This window comes from Serratia sp. MMO-28 (genome assembly GCF_037199905.1).
Taxonomy (GTDB): Bacteria; Pseudomonadota; Gammaproteobacteria; order Enterobacterales; family Enterobacteriaceae; genus Chania; species Chania oryzae.
This window is the reverse complement of record NZ_JBBCVB010000003.1, coordinates 243,900-267,242: the sequence shown is the minus strand read 5'-3', so window position 1 is coordinate 267,242 and position 23,343 is coordinate 243,900. Positions and strand designations below refer to the sequence as shown.

Below are 23,343 nucleotides of genomic sequence, written 5' to 3'. Positions count from 1 at the left end.
GGCAGCCGGAAGGTATAACCTCATTGGAGTAAGTAAGATGCAAAAGCTAGCTGAGTTGTATCGCGGAAAGGCGAAAACCGTCTACACCACCGAAAATCCAGATCTGCTGGTGTTGGAATTCCGTAACGATACGTCAGCACTGGATGGTCAGCGCATTGAGCAGTTCGATCGCAAAGGGATGGTGAACAACAAATTCAACCATTTCATCATGAGCAAACTGGAAGAAGCCGGTATCCCAACGCAGATGGAACGCCTGCTGTCAGACACCGAAGTGCTGGTGAAGAAGCTGGATATGGTGCCGGTTGAATGTGTGATCCGCAACCGCGCCGCCGGATCTTTGGTGAAACGCTTAGGGATTGAAGAAGGTTTGCCGCTGAATCCACCGCTGTTTGATCTGTTCCTGAAGAACGATGCAATGCACGATCCGATGGTCAACGAATCCTACTGCGAAACCTTCGGTTGGGTGAGCAAGGAGCATCTGGCACGCATGCGCGAGCTGAGCTATAAGGCCAATGAGGTGCTGAGCAAACTGTTTGATGACGCCGGTTTGATCCTGGTGGACTTCAAGCTGGAGTTCGGGCTGTTCAAGGGTGAAGTGGTGCTGGGGGATGAATTCTCGCCAGACGGTAGCCGCCTGTGGGACAAGAATACCCTGGATAAAATGGACAAAGATCGTTTCCGTCAGAGCCTGGGTGGCCTGATCGAAGCCTATGAAGAAGTTGCCCACCGCATCGGTGTGAAGCTCGACTAAGCACATTCCCGCCATATTGTTCAACACGGGGCATTTCTGCGGAATGCCCCGTTCTATTTTGCTTTCCAGAAAATTACTGCATTCCCCGTGCCGCTAACCCTTTATAATCATCTCTATACCCACGGGGATTCACTATTTATTCTGGAGTTTAACTATGCGTTGGCAAGGGCGTCGGGAAAGTGACAATGTTGAAGATCGTCGCGGGCAATCTTCCGGCCTGGGCGGCGGCGGTTTTCGCCCGCCGATTGGCGGCAAGGGCGGCCTGATCATTCTGGTGGTGGTGCTGGTTGCCGGTTACTACGGTGTGGATCTGACGCCGTTGCTCAATGGCGGCGAGATAGCGCCGCAAACGCAGCAGCAAAGCGCCAGAATCAGCCCGAAAGACGATGAGTTAGCTAAGTTCACCTCGGTGGTGCTGGCTTCCACCGAGGACACCTGGCAGGAAATCTTCCAGCAGACCGGCAAACGCTATCAGGATCCGAAACTGGTGATGTATCGCGGTGCCACGCGTACCGGATGCGGAACCGGCCAAGCGGTGATGGGGCCGTTCTACTGCCCGGCGGATAGCACCGTATATATCGATTTATCCTTTTATCAGGATATGAAGACCAAGCTGGGCGCTGGCGGTGATTTTGCACAGGCTTATGTCGTGGCCCATGAGATTGGGCACCATGTGCAGAACCTGCTGGGGATCGAGCGGAAAGTTCGCCAGATGCAGCAGGGTGCCAGCCAGGTAGACGTCAACCGCCTTTCGGTGAAAATGGAATTACAGGCAGACTGCTTTGCTGGCGTCTGGGGGCACTATGCGCAACGGCAGAACATGCTGGAAGCCGGTGATTTGCAGCAGGCGCTGAACGCGGCACAGGCGATTGGTGACGATCGCCTGCAGCAGCAGAGCCAGGGGCGGGTGGTGCCAGACAGCTTTACGCACGGCACTTCGCAGCAGCGTTATACCTGGTTCAAGCAAGGGTTCGACAGCGGCGATCCTAATAAGTGTAATACCTTCGCTTCCCGTTGATTCAATTCCGTGCCGGTGTTTCCACATCGGCGCTTTTCCTGCAAGCGTGGCTTCTGATGTTACAGGCAATGCAACAACTCATGCAGCGGCAAGGTATCCGCCGTTTGCTGGTTCTCAGCGGTGAGCCGCAATGGTGCCGTACTCAGGCTCAGCAACTGGCAGCACAACTGCCGGGGGATTGGCCGTGGATCGGCAATGCGGCTCCTGCCGATGATGCCCGGTCTCTAAGCAGCAGTGCGGTGAGAACGCTGCTCGGGCAGGAGCGCCTGCACGCCGTTTTTGATGCCACACAGGGGTTGGACGTAGAAGCCTTGGCCCAGCTCTGCGGCACGCTGCGTGCCGGTAGCTGGTTGCTGCTGCTGGTTCCCGCCTGGCCGCTGTGGGAACAACAGCCGGATAGCGACAGCCTGCGCTGGAGCGACTGCCCGCAGCCGATCGTCACCCCCCATTTCATCGCTCATTTGCAGCAACAGCTTGCGGCAGACAGTGAGGTGACGCTGTGGCAGCAAGGCGAACCTTTGTGTTTGGCCCCATTGCCGGAGCGTGTGGATTGGCAACCGCCGCAGGGGTTGCCTAGCGCCGAGCAGCAAGCCATTCTGGCGCGTTTGCTGGTGGCAGAAAGCGGCGTCTGGGTGCTGACCGCGGCGCGTGGCCGCGGCAAATCCACCTTGGCTGGGATGCTGGTGGCTGCCAGCCCGCTGACCTGCTGGATCACCGGGCCAAGCCGAGCGGCAACCGAGGTCGCCAGCGAGTGGGCGGGTGGTAAAGCGCAGTTCTGGGCACCGGACGCACTGCTGCAATATTGTACGGAGCACGGCATTGTTAACGCTGGCTGGCTACTGGTGGATGAGGCGGCGGCAATTCCCGGCCCGTTGTTACAACAGCTGATTAGCCACTTCCCGCGCGTATTACTGACCACCACGGTGCAGGGCTACGAAGGCACGGGGCGCGGATTTTTGCTTAAATTCTGTGCCGCATTACCACAGTGGCAGCCGTTGAGTTTGCAGCAACCCATCCGCTGGGCAGAGGGTGATGCCCTGGAGCGCATCATCGATAACGCCCTGTTGTTTAACGAGGAACCGGCGTGGGCAGTGGCCCGGCAAGATCTGAGTATCAACCCACTTGAACAAGCGGCGCTGTGTGCCGATCCGCGTCAACTGAGGCGTTTCTACGCATTGCTTTGCAGCGCTCACTACCGCACTTCCCCACTGGATCTGCGCCGCCTGATGGATGCACCGGGTATGCACTTCAGCGCCGCGTCGCTGGCGGATGAGATTGTGGGGGCGCTGTGGCTGGTGGATGAAGGGGGCCTGAGCGCTGCACTGGCGCATGAGGTCTGGGCGGGCCGCAGAAGGCCGCGTGGCAACCTGGTGGCGCAATCTTTGGCGGCACACGGCGGCCAGTGGTGGGCGCCAACGCTGCGTTCGCGTCGCATTACCCGCATTGCGGTGCTGGCGGAGCTGCGCCAGCAGGGGATCGCCAAGCGGCTCATCGAACAGCAAAAACAGCGCTCACAGGAGCTGGATTTTCTTTCCGTCAGTTTTGGTTATACCGAGCCGCTGTGGCGTTTCTGGCAATCCTGCGGTTTTACCCTGGTGCGTGTTGGCAGTAAACCGGAAGCCAGCAGCGGTTGTTATACCGCCATGGCGCTGTTGCCACTGAGTGAGCAGGGGGAGGCGTTGTGCCATGCGGCGCATAAGCGTTTGGCCCGCGACTGGCGTTGGTTACAACAGCGTATCGATCTGCCGCCAGCGTTGGTTGCCGATGATAGCGATCCGCTGTTGAACGAAGAAGATTGGCGTGAGTTGGCTGGCTTTGCCTTTGCCCACCGCCCGCTGGAAGCCAGCCTTGGGGCACTGCAACGCCTGTTGTTGACCACCGCCTGGCCCATGGCCGCCTTGCGCAGCCATTTGCAACAGCAGCAGAGCGTGGTGCAATGTGCGGCTGAATACGGTTTGAGCGGCCAGAAAGCGCTGTTACGCCAATGGCGACAAGAGGTTGCGCAGGCGCTTGAGCACTGGGATAGCCAACGTTGCCACCATTGGCAGCGCTGGTCGCGGTCATTGCAATAAATGGAAAGAGTTGTTCAATAAAACCCGATTTTCACGACATCCCAGCGGTGTATACACTAAATAATTCGAGTTGCGTGTAGGCGGCAAGTTCGAGAGTCGCCAGGAGCATAGATAACTATGTGACTGGTGCGAACGGACGCAGCCAACACCCATGCAACTTGAAGTATGACGTGTATATAGTTATCGCAGTTCGGCTTGCTATTTAACCTGAGGAGTCCCCATGAAACATGAACATTTTGTTGTGCAAAGCCCGGCGACACCGGCCGAGCAGTTGATCCTGCTGTTTCATGGCGTGGGCGATAACCCGGTAGCGATGGGTGAGATTGGCAGCTACTTCGCCAAAGACTTCCCGCAGGCGCTGGTGGTAAGCATCGGCGGGCCGTTCGCTTTCGGCCAGGGTAATGGCCGCCAGTGGTTCTCGGTGCAAGGGGTGACGGAAGCTAACCGTGCTGAGCGCATTGCGGAAGTGATGCCAACGTTTGTCGAAACCGTGCGCTACTGGCAGCAGCAAAGCGGTGTGGGCTATGCGGGAACGGCGTTGGTCGGTTTCTCGCAAGGTTCCATCATGGCGCTAGAAGGGTTGAAAGCAGAACCTAAGCTGGCGGGGCGCGTGGTGGCCTTCAGCGGCCGTTTTGCTCACTTGCCGGAGACCGGCTTTGGCGAAAGCGTAGTGCACCTGATCCACGGTGAGGACGATGCCGTTATTGCGGTGGAACATGCGCGTGCGGCGGCGGCACGGTTGCAGGCCGTTGGCTGTGATTTTACGTTGGACGTGGAACAGGGCGTCGGGCATGCCATCAATCAAGGCATGATGAACCAGGCGCTGGAACGTTTGCATTACTACGTCCCACAGCGCTATTGGGAAGAGGCAATGTTTGGTAAACGCGGGGACTTGATCGCGTTTAAATAAACTTCAGGGCGCCAAGTAGAGCGCCCTAATATTATTTCTTCTTCGGCCAATCCTCTTCATCGTCCCATTTGGCGTTGTTATCGCGATGCGGTGGCAACTCGGGTTTGTTAGCCATAAATTTCTTATGATCCAGGCGGCGTAATTCTTTGATTCCGTTAAGCACTATGCCTACCAGTATCACCAATATTACCCACCAGTAGTCCGCTAACCAATGCATGCTTATGCCTTCCCTTGAATGTGTATAAAACGCGTGAATAGGGCAGGCAAATGACCGGCCAGCCACTGCGCACCGGCTACCTCTTTATCCTGCCAGGCCGCCAGCAGCAGTGCCGGGGTTAATAGCCGTTCGGCCTCCTGCGCCAACGGACGGTAGCTGAGATGCCAGGGTTCTATTGCGACACCGCCTTGATCTTCGGTAAACGGCCGGTAAAAGCCGAAATCGGCCATATGCGCAGTCAGCCACTGATTCAGCGGATAGAAATAGCCGCCTTCCTGGTATTCCCAAGGCTCCAACCGCAGTTTTTCCTCGGCTGGCAACAGCGACGGATCGTAAATATCCAGATCGCTGCCCCAGTGATGACGGCTGGCACCGGGTAATGCAGACCAGCGCAGTATGGCTTCACAGCGCTCGGCGGTGGACAGCGGCATGATATCTATCGGCTGGCTGTCTTGATCCAAGACTGGGCGATCGCCGCAAAACTTACCGTTCCAGATCGCCAATTGCCGGTCGAAATCACGGAAGGTGCTGGCCGGTTGCAGATCAAACCCCGCCGCGTTGGCGGCCTGCTGCATGGCGCGGAAAGCCTCAACCGCTGCAGGTTGCAGGCGGTGGTTGCCGCTCAGCACGGCCAAGTGTTCGGTTGAGCGCCCGGTCAGCATTTCTGGCGTGATCATGCGACCAGTTGCTCCATGATACGTTGGTACATGCGGCTCAATAACTGCAAATCGGCGGCATGGACGCATTCGTTAACTTTGTGGATGGTGGCATTCACCGGGCCAAGTTCAACCACCTGAGCCCCCATCTGGGCGATAAAGCGGCCATCAGAGGTGCCACCGGTGGTCAGCAACTGTGGCGTTATTTCAGCGTAGTGCTGCACGGCATTGACCACCGCATCCACCAGCGCGCCGCGCGCGGTGAGGAATGGCTGCCCGGACAGCCACCAGTCGAGGGTGTAATTCAACTGATGGCGATCCAGCAGTTCCTGCACGCGTTGTTTAATCATCGCGTCGGTGAGTTCGGTGCTGAAACGGAAGTTGAACTGCACGAACAGGTCGCCGGGGATCACGTTGTTGCTGCCGGTGCCTGCCTGCACGTTGGCAATCTGCATGCTGGTCGGCGGGAAAAATTCGTTACCTTGATCCCATTCGATCGCCACCAGTTCGTTCAGCGCCGGCATCGCGCGGTGAACCGGGTTATCCGCCAAGTGTGGATAGGCCACATGCCCCTGAATACCGTGGATATGCAGGTTGGCGGTGATCGACCCACGGCGGCCGTTTTTCACCACGTCACCCACGCGTTCGGTGCTGGAAGGCTCACCCACCAGGCAATAATCCAGGCGCTCGCTGCGGGCTTTCAGAGCTTCTACCACTTTCACGGTGCCATGCGTGGCGCTGGCTTCTTCGTCTGAGGTGATCAGGAACGCCAGGCGGCCTTTATGATCCGGGTGTGCCGCCACAAAACGTTCTGCGGCCACCACCATTGCGGCTAATGAGCCTTTCATATCCGCTGCGCCGCGCCCATAGAGCATGCCATCGCGGATCGTCGGTTCAAAGGGCGGGATCGCCCAATTTTTCTCATCGCCGGTGGGCACCACATCGGTATGGCCAGCAAACGCCAGCGTTGTGCCCTGGCCGCGCCAGGCCCAGAAATTCTGCGTATCACCAAAGTTCATTGGCTCAATGGTGAAACCGGCCGCCTTCAGGCGGGCAATCATGATCTCCTGGCAGCCTTCGTCGTGCGGGCTGAGGGAAGGGCGCTTGATTAACTGTTGCGCCAGTTCAATAACAGGGCAGATCATGGTGTAACCTCGGTAAGAAATTGCTGATAACTGTCAACACTGAAACCCAGCAGAGCATGGCCGTTGCCGTCATCCAACAGCGGGCGTTTGATAATGGCGGGTTGTTCCAGCATCAGGGCGATGGCCGCATCGGCATTGTCGCAGGCGTTACGCTGTGCCTCGTCCAGCTTGCGCCAGGTGGTGCCGCGGGTGTTCAGCAGCGGCTGCCAGCCAAGGCGTTCGACAAAATCCCGCAGTTGCTGTTCATTCAGCCCGTCTGCGCGATAGTCGTGGAATTGGTAAGCCACGCCCTGCTCTTCCAGCCAGCGGCGCGCTTTTTTGATGGTGTCACAATTTTTGATGCCGTACATGGTTAACGTCATGAGGAAAAGCCTTCTCTGCAACAAAACACCGGTAATCACCGATGATAAACCGCTCGTGGCGGAAAATAGAAACCCGCGCCCAGCATGCCGAAAAACGCTGGGGAGTTCCACCGCGAATGGGGGCAATAATGGGGGAGGATGAAAGTTTTCATCTTTTGCGAACGCAACAGCTTAGCGGTTCTCTTGCTCTTCTGACCAGTGTTTCAGTTCCTCGCTGATAAAGTAATTCACCAGTTGCGTATAGAGATTTTCAATCACGTCTGGGCTCAGGCCGTTTTCACTGGCCCATTGCCTTCTGGTTTGGATCATGGCGTCAAAGCGGGCTTTGGCTCGCACGGCGTCGGGGCTGGTTTTGAATTTTGCCGCGGCTTTGACATATGCAAAACGCTGGGCAAGCAGTTTAATGATTTGCTCATCCATCATATCAATTTCAGCACGTATCTCATCGATGCTGGTGCAGGCTTGTGGCGGTAATTTATTGATTATATTCATCTGTGGTTCTCTCAGTCATGTCCCTTTCAGCGCACATACCCGCCGTTCTGTAAGCGTTCAAGCACCGGTCCTTCAGCGTAAACCATACCGGTGGTCAGATCGTGAAAGCCATATTTTTTGTAAAATGTCAGCTTGTCCGGCACCGAGTAGATAAACACTTTACCGAGCGGAGCCAGATCCTGCATCACGCGCGCCATCAACCGCTGGCCATAGCCATGCCCCTGAAAATGCGGGTGGATCGCCACATCCGCCAGATAAGCCACTGAAGTCATATCACTGATAGCATGAGCGGTCGCCATCAGTTCACCATTAACCCACCCGAAGTAACAGAACTGACTATTTTGATAGACCCTCTGCATCACTAACGGATCGCGCTTGCCCAATCCGGCGGCCTCCAGCAATGCTGCCACCTGCTGCCAGTCAATGCCGCAATGGTGGCGGTCAACAACGATCTCCATGGTTTGCTCCTAACTGATGCGATCCAGATCCGCCGCATATTGACGAATTGCGCGCTGATAGTGGCTGATAGCGTTGTGGGAAGAGGTTTCAGCCAGCAGCAGTAACAGATCGGCGACGGCCTGCTTGGTTTCACCCAGGTTATAGAGCGTCATGGCGCGGAACAGGGTGATTTCTTTGGCCTGCGGAAATTCGCTTAACCCACTGTCGAAAGCGGCCAGCGACTTCTGATAATCCCCCAAAGCGCGGTAGGTGCTGCCCAGCCCAAGCCAGGCTTCCTGGCGCTGTTGTGCGGGCAAGGCGTATTGTAACGCGGCGAGATAGCAGGGAATCGCCTGTTGTTCAAAACCCTGCACATCGTAAAGGCAGGCTAACTGGTAATGCAGCATGGCATCCTGGGGGGCCTGTTGCAGCATCTGCAGCACCCGTTCGCAGGCTTCCTGGTAGCGGCCCTGCTTTTTCAGTTGTTCGATCGTGAACGTTGGGGGCATAAGCGTAGCCTTTACTATGAGGTTTTTTTAGCCTTCCGGCACGCTACTACGGAAGAATTGATCGCACAAGGGAATATAAAATTTAACCAGGTTGATGATTAATTTGAAAATGTGCGCTTAACCCGGTTTTTCACGATTGGCACCGTTCCCAAAAGGCTTCACTTGGTTAAAAAACGGGCGTAGAATTTGAAACGATGTTTAATGGAGGCAGTAAAGTTATTATGGTTGATCGTGAGTTAGGAAACTGGAAAGACTTCATTGACGAGATGTTAGGCAACTAACACCGGCTTGAAGCTTACAACAAGGCAGTTGATTGGTTTTTTACTTAAAACACCTTGGGTACAAAATAGAGAGAGTAGTAAAGCAGCATCGGTTTTCTGATGCTGCTTTTTTTACGCCGATTATTTATCGGCTGTCTCTGTTGATGGTTGCACCGCACGTTTGCCAGGGAAGCGGCGACGCACCAGCACAAAGAACAACGGCACGAAGAAGATAGCCAACACCGTAGCGGAGATCATACCGCCCATCACGCCGGTACCGACAGCGTGTTGGCTGCCTGAACCGGCACCGGAACTGATTGTCATCGGCAAAACGCCGAAGATAAAGGCCAGCGAGGTCATTAAAATCGGGCGTAAGCGCATGCGTGAAGCCTCCAGCGTAGCGGCTACCAGATCTTGTCCTTTTTGATTGAGCTCATTGGCGAATTCGACGATCAGAATGGCGTTCTTGGCGGACAACCCGATAATCGTCAACAGCCCTACCTGGAAGTAAACATCGTTCTCCAGCCCGCGAAGCCAGGTTGCTGCCACGGCACCGATCACCCCAAGCGGCACCACCAGCATGACCGAGAACGGAATCGACCAACTTTCATACAGGGCTGCCAGGCACAGGAACACCACCAGCAGCGAGATGGCATACAGCGCCGGGGCCTGCGAGCCCGACAGCCGCTCCTGATAAGACATGGCGGTCCATTCCAGGCCAAAACCGACGGGTAACTGGCTAACGAGTTTTTCCATTTCTTTCATCGCGGTGCCGGTGCTGACGCCCGAAGCGGCTTCACCGACAATCTCGACCGTTGAACTGCCGTTATAGCGCTCCAGGCGCGGTGAGCCGTAATTCCAATGCGACGTGGCAAAGGCGGAGAACGGCACCATGCCACCGCTGTTGTTGCGCACATACCATTTGTTAATGTCTTCCGGCAGCATGCGGAACGGTGCCGCTGCCTGCACATACACTTTCTTCACCCGGCCACGATCGACAAAGTCGTTCACGTAAGTTGAGCCCCAGGCAGTAGAGAGCGTGCTGTTGATGTCGCTAATGGCAAGGCCGAGCGCCTGAGCCTTGCGTTGATCGATATCGATCTGCAACTGCGGGCTGTCGTCCAGGCCGTTATGGCGCACGCGCGATAACAGCGGGTTTTGCCCGGCCAGTTGCAGCAACTGGTTGCGTGCTGCCATCAGTTTTTCGTGGCCTTGGCCCGAATGGTCTTCCAACTGCATATCAAAGCCTGCGGCGTTACCCAAGCCGGTGATCGCCGGTGGGCTACTGGCGATCACCCTGGCTTCATTAATCTTAGCGAAGGCCTTGGTGGCGCGATCGATGATATCGAATGAGCTATTGGCGCCGGACGTACGCTGTTCCCAATCCTTCAGGCGGATAAACATGCGCGCCACGTTCTGCCCGTTTCCCCCAGGCCCGGAACCAATGGTGGAGAATACCGACAGCACGTTATCTTTTTCTTTGCTCTGAAAATAGTGCTCCACTTTTTCCACTACTTTGGTGGTTTGCTGCAGCGCGGAGCCTGTCGGTAGCTGCACCTGCACGGTAAACACGCCACGGTCTTCCTGCGGCAGGAACGAAGTGGGCAATTTCAGGAACAGCAGAGCCATACCGCCGAGTAACAGCAGATAAATCATCAGATAACGGATGCTGTGGTGCAACACGCGCGCTACACCGCGCTCATAGCGTTCGCTGCTGCGGTTGAACATGCGGTTGAACCAGCCGAAGAAGCCGCGCTTGCCGTGATGATGGCCTTTGGCTAGCGGTTTCAGCAGGGTGGCGCACAGCGCCGGGGTCAGGATCATCGCCACCAGCACCGACAGCACCATGGCAGAAACGATGGTGATCGAAAACTGGCGATAGATGGCACCGGTTGTGCCGCCGAAGAACGCCATCGGAATAAATACCGCCGACAGCACCATGGCGATCCCCACCAACGCGCCCTGGATCTGCCCCATGGATTTACGCGTTGCTTCGCGCGGAGGTAACCCCTCTTCGCTCATCACGCGCTCAACGTTCTCCACGACCACGATGGCATCGTCCACCAGCAGGCCGATCGCCAATACCATGGCGAACATCGTTAACGTGTTAATGCTGTAACCAAAGGCGGAAAGGATGGTGAAGGTGCCCATCAGCACCACCGGAACGGCGATGGTCGGGATCAGCGTCGCGCGGAAGTTCTGCAGGAACAGATACATTACCAGGAATACCAGCACGATGGCTTCCAGCAGGGTTTTCACCACGTCTTTAATCGAGGCTTTAACGAACGGGGTGGTTTCGTAGGCAACCTTCGCCTCCAACCCAGGCGGGAAATATTGCGCCAGTTCGGCAATTTTGTCTTTGACTAACCGATCGGTTTGCAGCTCGTTAGCGCCGGAGGCTAACTTGATATTCATCCCGGCGGCCTGCTGGCCGTTATAGCGGCTGAGGAAGTTGTAGTTCTCCCCGCCGAGCTCCACGGTGGCCACATCGCCTAGCGTGACCAGTGAACCATCCTGGTTGACGCGCAAAGTGATCTCACGGAACTGTTCCGGCGTCTGCAACTGGGATTGGGCATTGATGGTGGCGTTCAGCGCCTGTTTGTCCACAGAGGGTGTTCCCCCTAACTGGCCCACTGCGACTTGGGCGTTCTGCGCACTGATTGCGCTCACGACGTCCTGAGTGGTCATCTGATAGCTGGTGAGCTTGTTCGGATCCAGCCAGATGCGCATCGCGTACTGCGAGCCGTAAACGTCCATGCTGCCAACGCCGTCGATCCGGCTCAATGGATCCTGCAGGTTGGAGACGATGTAATCGGCAATATCCTGTTTGTCCATGCTGCCATCGGTGGAGACAAAGGCCACCATCATCAGCGTGGTGTCCCCGGATTTGGATACCGATACCCCTTGCTGCTGCACCGCTTGCGGTAAGCGCTTTAGCGCCCCTTGCAGTTGGTTTTGCACCTGCTGCATGGCCTGGTTGGGATCGGTACCGGCCTTGAACGTCAGCGTTACGCTGGCCTGGCCGGTATTGGTGCTTTGCGACGACATATACATCATGTTGTCGAGGCCGGTCATGTTCTGTTCGATAATCTGGGTAACGGTGTTTTCCAGCGTTTGCGCTGAAGCTCCAGGATAGGTGGCACTAATGCGCACATTCGGTGGTGCGAGATTCGGGTATTGTTCAACAGGCAAAGAAAAAATCGCCAATGTCCCAGTCAGGCAAAGGATGATTGCCAGCACCCAGGCAAAAATTGGGCGATCGATAAAAAAATTAGCCATGCAGCACGAACCTCATTATGACTTGTTATATTTTTGACAGCGTTAGTTATGCTTATACCCAGAATAATTCGAGTTGCTTGTCGACGACGGTGCGCAACCAGCACCCAAGCAACCTGAAGTATAAAGGGGATATAACGGTCTGGCAGGCTCCAGACGCTATTGCACTTTACTCGCGATACGCAGGGAAAGCGTGGAGAAAAAATGGAGATAGTGTAAATAACAGTGATAACAATGCGTCTCGTAACCGGTTAGAAATCATCAGAAATTGTTTGCAGCAGGAGTTTGGCATGGAAATTAACCCCGTATTTGCCCGTCGCCTTTATCTCTGCTGGCTGATCAGTCACAGTGAGCGGCCTAATGTTCCGCGCCTGATGGAGTTGACTGGCTGGCCGCGTCGTACATTGCAGGATGTGTTAAAAGCCTTACCCGGCTTAGGCGTGGAATTACAGTTTGTTCAGCAGGGCGTGCGTAATAACGACGGTTTCTACCGGCTAGAGAACTGGGGGCCGCTGAATAAAAGTTGGATTAACCAGCATCATCTGGCGCTGCTTGCCGCGATTGAATAAATGCTCCCCCGGCATGCCGGGGATGCATTACTGGCTTTTGTATTCCAGATACAAAACGGTGGCCGCCACGCGCGAACGCACGTTGAGCTTGCGCAGCATGTTGCGGATATGCACTTTCACCGTTTCTTCGGAAATGTGTAACTGCGCGGCCACCTGTTTGTTTGACATGCCACGTGCCACTTCTTGTAACACATCCAGTTCGCGCTCGGTCAGATCGGCAAACGGATCGTGCTGTTCGCTGCGCGATGCAAGGTAGTCGGCTATCGCATCGCTGATCACGTTTTTGCCTTCGGCAGCTTCACGGATATGCTCCAGCAACTGCTCAGGCTCGCTGTCTTTCAGCAGATAACCGTCGGCACCGGCGTCGATCAGGGCATAGACATCGCTACGTGCATCGGAAACCGTCAGCACGATGATCCGGGCCTCCACATCCTCGTCACGCAAGGCTTTCAGCGTATCCAACCCGGAGAGGCCTTTCATGTTGAGATCGAGCAGGATGAGGTCTGGTGCCAATTGCCCGGCTAGGGTAATGGCTTCATTACCATTGCTGGCTTCCGCCACCACGGTAAACGTCGGGTCGAGCCCCAGCAACTGTTTGATGCCTCGGCGCATCAGTGGGTGATCGTCAACGATCATGACTTTGTAATTTTTTATCACCATGAAACATGCTCCCTGTAGTGAGTAAAACCACACAAGCGCCGGGGAGGGCACTTGGCCGTTAATAATAGAGCGGCGTTTGTACCCGCCACACGTCAAGCTGCTTGGGTGTGGCTGCGCACCATTGCCTACGCGCAACTCGAATTATTGTGGGTATATACCGCAGATATCTTGCTGTTTATAAGGCTAGCTAATATCCCTGCCAAAGGGAAAGTTGGTGAACAATTAATCACCACTTCCTTAGGGTGGAAAGGTCAGGCAGACTTCGGTGCCGCCCGTTTTGCCACGCCCGATATGTAGCGTTCCCCCCAGGCGCACCGCCCGTTCGTTCATAATCGTCAGGCCGTAGTGGCCTTCGGGTTCGTCCAGGCTGTCGATACCGGAGCCATCATCGCAAACGGTGATCTGGTTATTCCCCTCAGGTGAAAGTTCACAGCGGATCACAATTTCCTGCGCATCGGCGTGTTTGATGGCGTTGAGCACCGCTTCACGCACGATCTGCAACGCATGAACCTGTTGCTGCGCATTCAGCGCCTGCGAGGCAAGCCGACAGTGTAACTGAATCCGCGCGCTGGTCAGAAGTTTTAATGGCTCCAGCACCTGTTTCAGCGCGGCATTCAGATCGGCATCCTGAATACTCAGGCGGAAAGTGGCCAGCAACTCGCGCAGCTGGCGGTAAGCATCGGACAGCGCCTGGTCAAAATCGTCAATAATCTCGTGTGCCGCTGGCGAACTGTTTGCCAGCGTGCGTTTCAGCAAGGTGAGCTGAATGCGCAGGAAGGTCAGAGCCTGAGCCAGTGAATCATGTAACTCGCGGGCAATGGTCGCGCGTTCCTCCATCAGCAGGAACTGCATGTGCTGCTTTTGCGCGCGGTAAAAATAGACGCTGCGGCTGAGCATATTCGCCACGCTTTGCATCAGGTGCGGATGGGGCGGTTGCTGCTGCTGTTGCCAACTCAGGCTGCCCAGCGGTTTGTTGTCCTGCATGATCGCCAGAGCGTGCCACTCTTGCTCGGCCAGGGGTTCACCGTTGCCGATCTGCCATTGATTGACGTTGTCCTCCACATTCAGCCGAATGCATTGCAGTTGTTCACTGAGGCGCACGATGTGCAGCACTTTCTCAAATGCCCGCTGATCGAGCTGCCCGGCATTCAGCGCTTGTGAACAACTGTAGAGCACCTCCAGCGTGCGGTTGGCCTGCAGCAGGCGTTCGGTTTTCTCCCGCACTTTGTGTTCCAGCGATTTATACAGCTTGGACAGATCGCCGGACATGGCGGTAAACGCCTGCGACAGCACGCCCAGCTCATTCGGTAGCGACACGTCGAGAGGTGGATGGTTGAAATCACGCTGCTGCATACGCAAGCTGGCATCTACCAGGCGCTTCAGCGGCGTCACGACCTGGCGGCGCATAAAGCGGATGCAGAACAGCACCAAGGCGATAATGGCGATATACCCCACAACGCTGACTGTGGCCACAATGCTCAGTTTCTGTTCGGAATAGCGCTGTAATGCCAACACAAAATGGTCAATCTGATCGACATAGCTGGCCACGTTAGCCTGATAGCTTTCCGGGTGCCCGGCGCGGATCTCCGCTTCCAGCGCATGCCAGGATTGGCGCAGCGTCAGGTATTTTTCCCGCACATCTCTCGGAACGTAAAAACGATCGAGCTTGAGCAGCGCAGGGGCTAAAAGTGATTGCTGATACTGCACCAGCAACCCATCTATCTGGTTGGAACCGCTGGTCAGTTTGTAGGCCAAACGATAGCTCTGCATGCGCAGGGAGCCGGCAATGTTCACGGCTTCGGCATCCCGCAGGCTGTCGACGAGGGTCGTAAGCGCCAACCCGGTAGACAGTACCGAAAGTATCAAGATGCCAACCAGCGCCTTGGCCATGCTGCTTGTCACTGAGCGTTTGACGAACACATCAGTCTCCTTGTCTCTGGAGGTGGAATTCCCCCATCGTATTTTATTTACCCGCATAAGCATAACCAAAGTCACCACGATTTTCGTCAGGCAGTCTGCTTAGCGTTGTGTAAAAAAATACATAACGGTGGAGGGGAAATTTGCCGACAAAACCCCTCCAGGGTTTGCCAGAGATTGATCTGGCGCAATCAACCTAGTGATTTACCCCTAAAGAGTGATTATGCGCTCCCGGCGTTCAGCCTATTTTATTTTCAAGCCCTCTAGGGTTTTGAAACAAAAAAATAACAAAGTCACATGATTAATTGTTTTACACGCAGCGCGTGTTTTTAACGCTAAGGATAAACCGCATGGCCGAATTGTCGCGACGCAGACTGCTCAGCGGACAATGGCGTCAGCATTCTGATGCGATCCGCCCCCCATGGTCGCGCGAAGCTTCTCTCTTTCTTGCCGGTTGCACCCGTTGCCAGGCCTGTATCACTGCCTGTGAAACCGGCGTGCTGATCGCTGGCAGCGGTGGTTTTCCTGAGGTTGATTTCCAACGTGCGGAATGCACTTTTTGCCGCCAGTGTGCAACGGCTTGTGAAGCACCGCTGTTTTACCCGCCGCACGAGCCGCCCTGGCAGCAAGTCGCGCAATTTACCGCCAGCTGTCTGGCGTTGCGGGGCGTTGAGTGTCGCAGCTGTCAGGATAGTTGTGAGACGCAGGCAATCCGCTTTCTGCCACAGCTGGGAGGGATAGCCAAACCGACGCTTGAGGCAGCGGCCTGCAACGGCTGTGGGGCTTGTGTAGCCGGTTGTCCGGCTGCGGCGATCGCGATAACCCGGAGTGAAAAGAATGAATAACGAATGGCATGTGAGCGGGTTGATGATTCAGGCCCGGCCGGAGAAGTTCTCAGGGTTGATCCCAGCGCTGCTGGCCATCCCGGAGACGGAAATACCGGCACAGGATCAACAGCAGGGCAAGCTGGTGGTGGTCATGCAGGCTGCGCGCTCTCAGGCGCTGCTGGAAAAAATTGAGTCGGCACGCAATCTGGATGGCGTGCTGGCGGTATCGCTGGTTTATCACCAGCAGGATGAGCAAGGTGAGGTAACGCCATGAAACTCAGTCGTCGAGACTTCATGAAAGCTAATGCTGCCGCGGCAGCCGCTGCAGCAGCCGGGCTGACGATCCCAACGGTCGCACAGGCCGTGGTCGGTGGTGCCGATGAAATCAAATGGGACAAAGCGCCTTGCCGTTTCTGCGGCACCGGCTGCGGCGTGTTGGTGGGTACCCAGAATGGCCGCATTGTGGCTTCGCAGGGCGATCCGGATGCGCCGGTCAACCGTGGCCTGAACTGTATCAAAGGTTACTTCCTGCCGAAAATCATGTACGGCAAAGACCGCCTGACGCAGCCGCTGTTGCGGATGAAAAACGGCCAATACGACAAAGAAGGGGAATTTACGCCCATCACTTGGGATCAGGCTTTTGATCTGATGACCGAGAAATTTAAAGCCACCCTGAAAGAGAAGGGGCCTGAAGCGATAGGCATGTTCGGCTCCGGTCAGTGGACGGTGTGGGAAGGTTACGCGGCTGCCAAGCTGTTCAAGGCCGGTCTGCGCTCCAATAACCTCGATCCGAACGCGCGCCACTGTATGGCTTCGGCGGTGGTGGGCTTCATGCGCACCTTCGGTATGGACGAACCGATGGGCTGCTACGATGATATCGAGCAGGCCGATGCGTTTGTGCTCTGGGGTTCCAACATGGCGGAAATGCACCCGATCCTCTGGTCGCGCATCACCAACCGCCGCTTGGGCAACGACAAGGTCAACGTCTCAGTGCTGTCGACCTTTGAACACCGCAGCTTTGAGCTGGCGGATAACGCTATGGTGTTCACCCCGCAGACCGATCTGGCGATCATGAATTATATCGCTAACTACATTATCCAGAACAACGCGGTCGATCAGGAATTCCTCAAACAGCACGTCAATATCCGCAAGGGCGCGACCGATATCGGTTACGGCCTGCGCCCGACGAACCCACTGGAAAAAGCCGCCAAGAACCCAGGCAGTGATGCTTCGGAGCCAATGAGCTTCGACGATTACAAAGCCTTTGTGGCGGAATATACGTTGGATAAGGCCGCAGAGATGAGTGGCGTGCCGAAAGATCAACTGGAAGCGCTGGCGAAGCTGTATGCCGATCCCAATGTGAAAGTGGTGTCTTACTGGACCATGGGCTTCAACCAGCATACGCGCGGCGTGTGGGCTAATAACCTGTGCTACAACCTGCACCTGCTGACCGGCAAGATCTCCAAGCCGGGCTGCGGGCCGTTCTCGCTCACCGGCCAGCCTTCTGCCTGCGGCACCGCACGTGAAGTGGGCACCTTTGCTCACCGTCTGCCCGCAGACATGGTGGTCACCAACGAAAAACACCGCCAGATCGCCGAACAGAGATGGCAGCTACCGGCGGGCACCATCCCTGAAAAAGTCGGGCTGCACGCGGTAGCGCAGGATCGGGCGCTGAAAGACGGCAAGCTGAATGTTTACTGGGCCATGTGTACCAACAATATCCAGGCCGGGCCGAATATTAACGAAGACCGCATGCCGGGTTGGCGCGATCCGCGCAACTTTATCATCGTCTCCGATCCCTATCCGACGATAAGTGCCTTGGCGGCGGATCTGATCCTGCCAACCGCTATGTGGGTCGAGAAAGAAGGGGCTTACGGCAACGCCGAGCGCCGTACCCAGTTCTGGCGCCAGCAGGTGAAAGCGCCGGACGGGGCTAAATCCGATCTGTGGCAGTTGGTGGAATTTGCCAAACGCTTCAAAGTGGAAGAGGTATGGCCCGCAGAACTGTTGAATCAGAAGCCGGAATACCGTGGCAAGACCCTGTATGACGTGCTGTTTGCCAACGGCGAAGTCAACAAATACAAGCTGGATGAGATCCCGGCCGATCAGTTGAACGACGAGGCGCGAGCCTTCGGTTATTACATCCAGAAAGGGCTGTTCGAAGAGTATGCCGGTTTTGGGCGTGGCCATGGTCACGATCTGGCGGCGTTCGACATGTATCACCAGGCGCGCGGTCTGCGCTGGCCGGTGGTCGATGGCAAAGAAACCCTGTGGCGTTACCGCGAAGGTACCGATCCTTATGTGAAAGCGGGTGAAAGCGTGCGCTTCTACGGTAAACCGGACGGTAAAGCGGTGATTTTCGCACTGCCGTATGAGCCAGCGGCAGAAAGCCCGGATCAGGAATACGATCTGTGGCTGTCGACCGGCCGTGTGTTGGAGCACTGGCATACCGGCTCCATGACGCGCCGTGTCCCGGAACTGCACCGCGCCTTCCCAGAGGCGGTCACCTTTATCCATCCTCTGGATGCCAAGGAGCGCAACCTGCGCCGTGGCGACAAAGTGAAAGTGGTGTCCCGCCGGGGTGAAGTGATCAGTATCGTCGAAACCCGTGGCCGTAACCGCCCACCGAAAGGCCTGGTCTACATGCCATTCTTCGATGCGGCGCAGCTGGTCAACAACCTGACGCTGGATGCGACCGATCCGCTGTCGAAAGAGACCGATTTCAAGAAGTGTGCGGTGAAATTGGAGAAGGTATAAGGCCAACGCCATGAGCCAGCAACGAGATAAAACCCCAGCGCGGCGGCGCTTCCTGCGCGACGCGGCTCGCAGCGCCGCCGGGTTGGTGGGGATCGCCGCGCAGCTCGGGTTACAGCAGAAGCAGTCGCAGGCGCGCGATGGTTTGGCCTTGCGGCCACCGGGCGCGCTGACGCACGGGGCGTTTGACAGCGCCTGTATCCGCTGTGGCCAGTGTGTGCAGGCGTGCCCCTATCAGACGCTGAAGCTGGCTACGCTGCTTTCGCCGCTGGCGGCGGGAACGCCTTATTTTGTGGCGCGGGACGTTCCTTGCGAGATGTGTGAAAACCTGCCGTGCGTGGTGGCTTGCCCCAGTGGGGCGCTGGATCCGTTATTGACCGATATCGATCAGGCACGGATGGGCCTGGCGGTGCTGCTGGATCATGAAAATTGCCTGAACTGGCAGGGCTTGCGTTGTGACGTCTGTTACCGCGTTTGCCCGCAGATCGATAAGGCCATTACGCTGGATCTGCAGCACAATCAGCGCACCGGCAAACACGCGATGTTCCTGCCCACGGTTCACAGCGACGCCTGCACCGGCTGCGGTAAGTGCGAACAGGCCTGCGTGTTGGAACAGGCAGCGATCAAGGTGTTGCCAATGGAACTGGCACGCGGCCAGTTGGGTGAGCATTACCGCTGGGGTTGGCAGGAAAAACAGCGTGCAGGGCATTCGCTGGTGCCGGAAGGGCTAACCTTGCCGGTACGTGGTGCAAAGGGAGGTGAATGATGGCCAATTCTGTCGCACAGGCCGGGCGTGATGCGCGTTTGCGTCACGGCTGGTGGCGCAGCAACCGCTTCCTGATCCTGCGGCGTAGCAGCCAGCTACTGATCTTGCTGATGTTTCTCTCCGGGCCGCTGTGGGGCGTCTGGATCCTGCGCGGTAACTACAGTGCCAGCCTGTTGCTGGAGACGATCCCGCTCACCGATCCGTTGATGATGCTGGAAAGCCTGTTGGCAGGGCATTGGCCCGCCTGGCTGGTGTGGGTGGGCACCGCAGTGGTGCTGATCTACGGCCTGATCGGCAATCGGGTGTTCTGTGGCTGGGTTTGTCCGTTGAATCCGGTCACCGATCTGGCAGCCTGGCTGCGGCGCAAGCTGGGCCTGCGGCAGTCGGCCAGTCTGCCACGCAGCCTGCGCTACGGCATTCTGATCGCCGTGTTGGTGGGCAGTGCCGTCAGCGGTACGCTGCTGTGGGAATGGTTAAACCCGGTAGCCCTGATGGGCCGGGGGTTGATCCATGGCACCGGCGAGGGGGCGCTGAGCTGGCTGAAAGGCCTGGTGGCCGCCTTTGGTGCCGGGATCTGGCTGATTGTGGCGCTGTTCCTGTTCGATCTGCTGGTGGTCGAGCACGGCTGGTGCGGCCATCTTTGCCCAGTGGGGGCGTTATACGGCGTGATTGGTAGCCAGGGCGTGGTGCAGATCAGCGCCGAGCAGCGCGAAAATTGCACCCGCTGTATGGATTGCTTTCATGTTTGCCCGGAACCACAAATTCTACGTGAACCGTTATTACTGCAAAAAGGCACACCCAAAGTGGCCAGCGATGCCTGTATTGCCTGCGGGCGCTGTATAGACGTCTGTGCAGAAAATGTATTCGAGATTAAGACCAAATTTCATTATTCGGGAGCCAAAAAATGAAAAGCAATGTCCTGAACAAGCCGCTTTCCCTGTGTGGGGCGCTGCTATCGCTGGTGATTGCCAGCTTCGCGTTTGCCGCCAGCGATGTGGATCTTCAGCAGTCGCCAGAGGTTTCCGCCACTGTCGAAGGGCAGATCAAAATGCCGAAACAGCAGGAAAGGATGGCACTGAACTATGTTAACCAGCCGCCGATGATCCCGCACAGCATCGATGGCTACCAGGTGACCAAGAACACTAACCGCTGCTTGCAGTGCCACGGGGTCGAAAGCTATCGCACCACCGGTGCACCGCGCATCAGCCCGACACACTTTATGGACAGCGATGGCAAAGTGCTGGGTGAAGTGGCCCCGCGCCGCTATTTCTGTTTGCAATGTCACGTACCACAAACCGATGCAGCACCGATCATCGGTAACGATTTCAAGCCTATGCCGGGCTTTGGGCAATAAGCGGGGGAGCTATGGCCGAACGTAATAATGAAACACCTGAGAAAAAGGCCGGGCTGATCCGCCGTTTATGGCGCTGGTGGCGCAGGCGGAGCCGTTTGGCATTGGGGACGCTGCTGTTGCTGGGTTTTGTTGCCGGGATTATTTTCTGGGGCGGTTTCAACACCGGCATGGAGGCAGCTAACACTGAGCAATTCTGTATCAGTTGCCATGAAATGCGCGAAAACGTCTACGAAGAATATATGGAGAGCGTGCATTACACCAATCGCAGCGGCGTGCGCGCTACCTGCCCGGATTGCCACGTCCCGCACGAGTGGGGGCCAAAGATGCTGCGCAAAATTAAGGCCAGCAAGGAACTGTATGCCAAAGCGTTTGGCCTGATCGACACACCACAGAAGTTTGAGTCGCACCGTTTGGCGATGGCCAGCAACGAGTGGGCGCGCATGAAGGCCAATAACTCACAGGAATGCCGTAACTGCCATAACTTTGAGTATATGGATTTCAACGCGCAGAAAACCGTGGCGGCGAAAATGCATGACAAAGCGATTACCGAAGGCAAAACCTGTATTGATTGCCATAAAGGGATTGCGCATAAACTGCCGGATATGCGCGAAGTACCGAACGGTTTTTAAACGATCGACGTTAAAAACCCCGCAGTGCTGCAAAGCCTGCGGGGTTTTTTGTTGCAAATCCGCCGTGGCTGCGTTTTGCTATTGCCACATGTTGGGATCAGATCGGTTAACGGAAGCCAGGTTTATGTCATCAAAGATTGAAAATATCAGAAAAGAGCTGCTGTCGGACAACTGGTACGTATTGAACAAGTACACCTTTGATTTAAAACGTAAGAATGGCGGTTCCATTGAGCAGGTGCGGGAAGTGTACGATCGTGGCAACGGCGCGACGATTCTGCTGTATAACCGTGCTAAAGGCACCGTGGTGCTGACCAATCAATTCCGTATGCCGACTTACGTTAACGGCAATGCCAGCGGGATGCTGCTGGAAGCCTGCGCCGGGTTGCTGGACGCCGACTCACCCGAACAGTGCGCCCGCCGCGAAGCGGTGGAAGAAACCGGTTTTCAGGTGGATAAAGTACAGAAAATCTTCGAAGCCTACATGTCGCCGGGCGGGGTGACAGAGATTGTCCATTTCTTTATCGCCGAGTACCAGGATAACGAACGCCATACCGCCGGTGGCGGCATTGAAGATGAAGATATCGAAGTGGTGGAACTGCCGTTCAGCGAAGCGGTAGCGATGATCGCTGATGGCCGCATCAAGGATGGCAAAACCATCATGCTGTTGCAGTATCTGCAAATTCATCGGGTGATGGCATAAAAAAGACATCGTTTTAAGGTTGTGCAGCCTGTCGTTTATAGCAGGCTGCCTCTGGCAACATCAGGGTTCTCACCCTACCTGAAAATCGCCGTGACCACCTCTTCCCCGACATACGCATAGCCGCGATACATGCCTTCACTGTTAAAAGCCAGGCTGATATTGCCTTGCGCATCAACGGCAACCAATCCGCCCTCACCGCCGATCGTGGGGAGTTTTTCCATCACCACCTGCTCGGTGGCCTGCGCCAGAGAAAGGCCGGCATAGCGCATCAGGGCACAGACGTCGTAGGCCGTGACCATACGCATAAACATTTCCCCGGTACCGGTGCAGGAAATGGCCGCCGTCTGGTTATCCGCATAGGTGCCAGCACCTAAAATCGGGCTATCGCCAACGCGCCCCGCCTGTTTATTGGTCATGCCGCCCGTGGAGGTTGCCGCCGCCAGATTGCCGTAGCGATCGAGCGCGACGGCTCCGACGGTACCAAATTTATGTTCTTCAGCGATCGGCGAGGCTTGCTGGGTGAGCGTTTCGGCGCTGTGATCCAAAACCATGCCGCCATGGCCGTTTTTTACCCGGTAAAGCTGCTCGCGCCGGGCATCGGTAGAAAAATAGCTATTATCCACCAGTTCCAAGCCCTGCTGACGGGCAAAGTCTTCGGCGCCTGCGCCGACAAACAGCACGTGATCGCTATGCTCCATAATGGCGCGGGCGGCTTGGATCGGGTGCTTGATATGGTTAACGCAAGAGAGCGCCCCGGCTTGCAGATCTGCGCCGTTCATGATCGCCGCATCCAGCTCGTGGGTTTCCGCATGGGTAAAGACCGCGCCTTTCCCGGCGTTGAATAACGGGCAATCTTCCAACAGCGTGACCGCCTGGGTGACGGCGTCGGTGGCGCTGCCACCCTCGGCTAAAATAGCCTGGCCTGCCGCTAACACCGCTTGCAGAGCCGCGTGGTATTCCTGTTCTTTTTGTGCCGTACAACTATGGCGGCTGATAGTGCCAGCACCACCATGGATCACGATAACGGGCTTGATTGTACTCATTGTATGACCTTGAATGCG

The 23,343-nt window shown here is 56.3% G+C and carries 25 protein-coding genes; 14 read left to right on the top strand and 11 right to left on the bottom strand.

Features of this window, described 5'->3' with window-relative positions:
* The first annotated feature begins 37 nt into the window (after positions 1–37).
* The 4 genes from purC to ypfH all read left to right on the top strand — a co-directional run bounded on the left by purC (position 38) and on the right by ypfH (position 4,751).
* On the top strand, positions 38–751 hold the full coding sequence (gene purC, locus WG891_RS04290; protein ID WP_156292992.1) for a phosphoribosylaminoimidazolesuccinocarboxamide synthase: 714 nt from the start codon (positions 38–40) through the stop codon (positions 749–751).
* A 154-nt stretch (positions 752–905) separates the two neighbouring features.
* Positions 906–1,769, top strand: coding sequence for a KPN_02809 family neutral zinc metallopeptidase (gene ypfJ, locus WG891_RS04285; protein ID WP_076942835.1), 864 nt, complete (start codon positions 906–908; stop codon positions 1,767–1,769).
* Positions 1,770–1,825: 56 nt separating this feature from the next.
* Positions 1,826–3,841 (top strand): tRNA(Met) cytidine acetyltransferase TmcA, encoded by a 2,016-nt coding sequence (locus WG891_RS04280; RefSeq protein ID WP_337263450.1) that lies wholly within the window; start codon positions 1,826–1,828, stop codon positions 3,839–3,841.
* A gap of 220 nt (positions 3,842–4,061) precedes the next feature.
* Complete coding sequence (gene ypfH, locus WG891_RS04275) at positions 4,062–4,751, top strand: esterase (protein ID WP_337263451.1); 690 nt, start codon at positions 4,062–4,064, stop codon at positions 4,749–4,751.
* A gap of 31 nt (positions 4,752–4,782) precedes the next feature.
* Here ypfH and WG891_RS04270 read toward each other — a convergent pair whose 3' ends face one another.
* From WG891_RS04270 to WG891_RS04240, 7 genes are all read right to left on the bottom strand, one after another.
* Positions 4,783–4,968, bottom strand: a complete 186-nt coding sequence (locus WG891_RS04270) for a YpfN family protein (protein WP_076942838.1) — start codon at positions 4,966–4,968, stop codon at positions 4,783–4,785.
* A 2-nt stretch (positions 4,969–4,970) separates the two neighbouring features.
* The gene (locus WG891_RS04265) at positions 4,971–5,645 is read right to left on the bottom strand and encodes a M15 family metallopeptidase (RefSeq protein WP_337263452.1); all 675 of its coding nucleotides are present in this window, start codon (positions 5,643–5,645) and stop codon (positions 4,971–4,973) included.
* Positions 5,642–6,769 carry a succinyl-diaminopimelate desuccinylase gene (gene dapE, locus WG891_RS04260; protein ID WP_156292996.1) on the bottom strand — a complete coding sequence of 376 codons (1,128 nt, stop codon included), beginning with the start codon at positions 6,767–6,769 and terminating at the stop codon, positions 5,642–5,644. Before dapE ends, WG891_RS04265 begins: the two co-directional genes overlap by 4 nt.
* Complete coding sequence (locus tag WG891_RS04255; RefSeq protein WP_337263453.1) at positions 6,766–7,131, bottom strand: ArsC family reductase; 366 nt, start codon at positions 7,129–7,131, stop codon at positions 6,766–6,768. The genes dapE and WG891_RS04255 overlap by 4 nt, the downstream gene beginning before the upstream one ends.
* Positions 7,132–7,302: 171 nt before the next feature.
* Positions 7,303–7,623, bottom strand: a complete 321-nt coding sequence (locus WG891_RS04250) for an isochorismate lyase (protein WP_337263454.1) — start codon at positions 7,621–7,623, stop codon at positions 7,303–7,305.
* A gap of 26 nt (positions 7,624–7,649) precedes the next feature.
* On the bottom strand, positions 7,650–8,081 hold the full coding sequence (locus WG891_RS04245) for a GNAT family N-acetyltransferase (RefSeq protein ID WP_076942843.1): 432 nt from the start codon (positions 8,079–8,081) through the stop codon (positions 7,650–7,652).
* Positions 8,082–8,090: 9 nt separating this feature from the next.
* Positions 8,091–8,570, bottom strand: coding sequence for a tetratricopeptide repeat protein (locus WG891_RS04240; RefSeq protein ID WP_156292999.1), 480 nt, complete (start codon positions 8,568–8,570; stop codon positions 8,091–8,093).
* Between the two features lie 194 nt (positions 8,571–8,764).
* On the opposite strand from WG891_RS04240, the gene ypfM reads away from it, so the two are divergent.
* Positions 8,765–8,851: a protein YpfM gene (ypfM, locus tag WG891_RS04235; RefSeq protein ID WP_337274576.1), complete on the top strand. Its 87-nt coding sequence runs from the start codon at positions 8,765–8,767 to the stop codon at positions 8,849–8,851.
* Between the two features lie 120 nt (positions 8,852–8,971).
* Here ypfM and acrD read toward each other — a convergent pair whose 3' ends face one another.
* Positions 8,972–12,109 (bottom strand): multidrug efflux RND transporter permease AcrD, encoded by a 3,138-nt coding sequence (acrD, locus tag WG891_RS04230; protein ID WP_337263455.1) that lies wholly within the window; start codon positions 12,107–12,109, stop codon positions 8,972–8,974.
* A gap of 287 nt (positions 12,110–12,396) precedes the next feature.
* Here acrD and WG891_RS04225 point away from each other — a divergent pair, with 287 nt between their 5' ends.
* Positions 12,397–12,675, top strand: coding sequence for a winged helix-turn-helix domain-containing protein (locus tag WG891_RS04225; RefSeq protein ID WP_076942846.1), 279 nt, complete (start codon positions 12,397–12,399; stop codon positions 12,673–12,675).
* Positions 12,676–12,702: 27 nt separating this feature from the next.
* Here WG891_RS04225 and narL read toward each other — a convergent pair whose 3' ends face one another.
* Together narL and narQ are read right to left on the bottom strand one after the other, a co-directional pair.
* The gene (gene narL / locus WG891_RS04220; RefSeq protein WP_076942847.1) at positions 12,703–13,335 is read right to left on the bottom strand and encodes a two-component system response regulator NarL; all 633 of its coding nucleotides are present in this window, start codon (positions 13,333–13,335) and stop codon (positions 12,703–12,705) included.
* A gap of 237 nt (positions 13,336–13,572) precedes the next feature.
* Entirely contained in the window at positions 13,573–15,255 is a 1,683-nt protein-coding gene (gene narQ / locus WG891_RS04215) for a nitrate/nitrite two-component system sensor histidine kinase NarQ (protein ID WP_337263456.1), read from the bottom strand.
* A gap of 347 nt (positions 15,256–15,602) precedes the next feature.
* On the opposite strand from narQ, the gene napF reads away from it, so the two are divergent.
* The 8 genes from napF to nudK all read left to right on the top strand — a co-directional run bounded on the left by napF (position 15,603) and on the right by nudK (position 22,282).
* On the top strand, positions 15,603–16,097 hold the full coding sequence (gene napF / locus WG891_RS04210) for a ferredoxin-type protein NapF (RefSeq protein WP_337263457.1): 495 nt from the start codon (positions 15,603–15,605) through the stop codon (positions 16,095–16,097).
* The gene (gene napD / locus WG891_RS04205; protein WP_337263458.1) at positions 16,090–16,353 is read left to right on the top strand and encodes a chaperone NapD; all 264 of its coding nucleotides are present in this window, start codon (positions 16,090–16,092) and stop codon (positions 16,351–16,353) included. Before napF ends, napD begins: the two co-directional genes overlap by 8 nt.
* A complete protein-coding gene (gene napA, locus WG891_RS04200) occupies positions 16,350–18,836 on the top strand; it encodes a nitrate reductase catalytic subunit NapA (RefSeq protein WP_337263459.1) in 2,487 nt (828 codons plus the stop codon). Before napD ends, napA begins: the two co-directional genes overlap by 4 nt.
* A gap of 10 nt (positions 18,837–18,846) precedes the next feature.
* Positions 18,847–19,599 (top strand): ferredoxin-type protein NapG, encoded by a 753-nt coding sequence (gene napG, locus WG891_RS04195; protein ID WP_337263460.1) that lies wholly within the window; start codon positions 18,847–18,849, stop codon positions 19,597–19,599.
* Positions 19,599–20,507 (top strand): quinol dehydrogenase ferredoxin subunit NapH, encoded by a 909-nt coding sequence (napH, locus tag WG891_RS04190; RefSeq protein WP_337263513.1) that lies wholly within the window; start codon positions 19,599–19,601, stop codon positions 20,505–20,507. Before napG ends, napH begins: the two co-directional genes overlap by 1 nt.
* Positions 20,504–20,953 (top strand): nitrate reductase cytochrome c-type subunit, encoded by a 450-nt coding sequence (gene napB / locus WG891_RS04185; protein WP_076942853.1) that lies wholly within the window; start codon positions 20,504–20,506, stop codon positions 20,951–20,953. Before napH ends, napB begins: the two co-directional genes overlap by 4 nt.
* Before the next feature lie 11 nt (positions 20,954–20,964).
* The gene (gene napC, locus WG891_RS04180) at positions 20,965–21,582 is read left to right on the top strand and encodes a cytochrome c-type protein NapC (RefSeq protein ID WP_337263461.1); all 618 of its coding nucleotides are present in this window, start codon (positions 20,965–20,967) and stop codon (positions 21,580–21,582) included.
* Between the two features lie 124 nt (positions 21,583–21,706).
* Positions 21,707–22,282, top strand: coding sequence for a GDP-mannose pyrophosphatase NudK (gene nudK, locus WG891_RS04175; protein ID WP_337263462.1), 576 nt, complete (start codon positions 21,707–21,709; stop codon positions 22,280–22,282).
* A 74-nt stretch (positions 22,283–22,356) separates the two neighbouring features.
* On the opposite strand, the gene WG891_RS04170 is transcribed toward nudK, so the two are convergent.
* Entirely contained in the window at positions 22,357–23,325 is a 969-nt protein-coding gene (locus WG891_RS04170; RefSeq protein WP_076942858.1) for an isoaspartyl peptidase/L-asparaginase family protein, read from the bottom strand.
* Positions 23,326–23,343 lie beyond the last annotated feature (18 nt).

Coding starts and splice junctions, on each gene's coding strand:
- purC (WP_156292992.1), top strand. CDS start 38: ATGCAAAAGCTAGCTGAGTTGTATCGCGGAAAGGCGAAAACCGTCTAC.
- ypfJ (WP_076942835.1), top strand. CDS start 906: ATGCGTTGGCAAGGGCGTCGGGAAAGTGACAATGTTGAAGATCGTCGC.
- WG891_RS04280 (WP_337263450.1), top strand. CDS start 1,826: ATGTTACAGGCAATGCAACAACTCATGCAGCGGCAAGGTATCCGCCGT.
- ypfH (WP_337263451.1), top strand. CDS start 4,062: ATGAAACATGAACATTTTGTTGTGCAAAGCCCGGCGACACCGGCCGAG.
- WG891_RS04270 (WP_076942838.1), bottom strand. CDS start 4,968: ATGCATTGGTTAGCGGACTACTGGTGGGTAATATTGGTGATACTGGTA.
- WG891_RS04265 (WP_337263452.1), bottom strand. CDS start 5,645: ATGATCACGCCAGAAATGCTGACCGGGCGCTCAACCGAACACTTGGCC.
- dapE (WP_156292996.1), bottom strand. CDS start 6,769: ATGATCTGCCCTGTTATTGAACTGGCGCAACAGTTAATCAAGCGCCCT.
- WG891_RS04255 (WP_337263453.1), bottom strand. CDS start 7,131: ATGACGTTAACCATGTACGGCATCAAAAATTGTGACACCATCAAAAAA.
- WG891_RS04250 (WP_337263454.1), bottom strand. CDS start 7,623: ATGAATATAATCAATAAATTACCGCCACAAGCCTGCACCAGCATCGAT.
- WG891_RS04245 (WP_076942843.1), bottom strand. CDS start 8,081: ATGGAGATCGTTGTTGACCGCCACCATTGCGGCATTGACTGGCAGCAG.
- WG891_RS04240 (WP_156292999.1), bottom strand. CDS start 8,570: ATGCCCCCAACGTTCACGATCGAACAACTGAAAAAGCAGGGCCGCTAC.
- ypfM (WP_337274576.1), top strand. CDS start 8,765: ATGTTTAATGGAGGCAGTAAAGTTATTATGGTTGATCGTGAGTTAGGA.
- acrD (WP_337263455.1), bottom strand. CDS start 12,109: ATGGCTAATTTTTTTATCGATCGCCCAATTTTTGCCTGGGTGCTGGCA.
- WG891_RS04225 (WP_076942846.1), top strand. CDS start 12,397: ATGGAAATTAACCCCGTATTTGCCCGTCGCCTTTATCTCTGCTGGCTG.
- narL (WP_076942847.1), bottom strand. CDS start 13,335: ATGGTGATAAAAAATTACAAAGTCATGATCGTTGACGATCACCCACTG.
- napF (WP_337263457.1), top strand. CDS start 15,603: ATGGCCGAATTGTCGCGACGCAGACTGCTCAGCGGACAATGGCGTCAG.
- napD (WP_337263458.1), top strand. CDS start 16,090: ATGAATAACGAATGGCATGTGAGCGGGTTGATGATTCAGGCCCGGCCG.
- napA (WP_337263459.1), top strand. CDS start 16,350: ATGAAACTCAGTCGTCGAGACTTCATGAAAGCTAATGCTGCCGCGGCA.
- napG (WP_337263460.1), top strand. CDS start 18,847: ATGAGCCAGCAACGAGATAAAACCCCAGCGCGGCGGCGCTTCCTGCGC.
- napH (WP_337263513.1), top strand. CDS start 19,599: ATGGCCAATTCTGTCGCACAGGCCGGGCGTGATGCGCGTTTGCGTCAC.
- napB (WP_076942853.1), top strand. CDS start 20,504: ATGAAAAGCAATGTCCTGAACAAGCCGCTTTCCCTGTGTGGGGCGCTG.
- napC (WP_337263461.1), top strand. CDS start 20,965: ATGGCCGAACGTAATAATGAAACACCTGAGAAAAAGGCCGGGCTGATC.
- nudK (WP_337263462.1), top strand. CDS start 21,707: ATGTCATCAAAGATTGAAAATATCAGAAAAGAGCTGCTGTCGGACAAC.
- WG891_RS04170 (WP_076942858.1), bottom strand. CDS start 23,325: ATGAGTACAATCAAGCCCGTTATCGTGATCCATGGTGGTGCTGGCACT.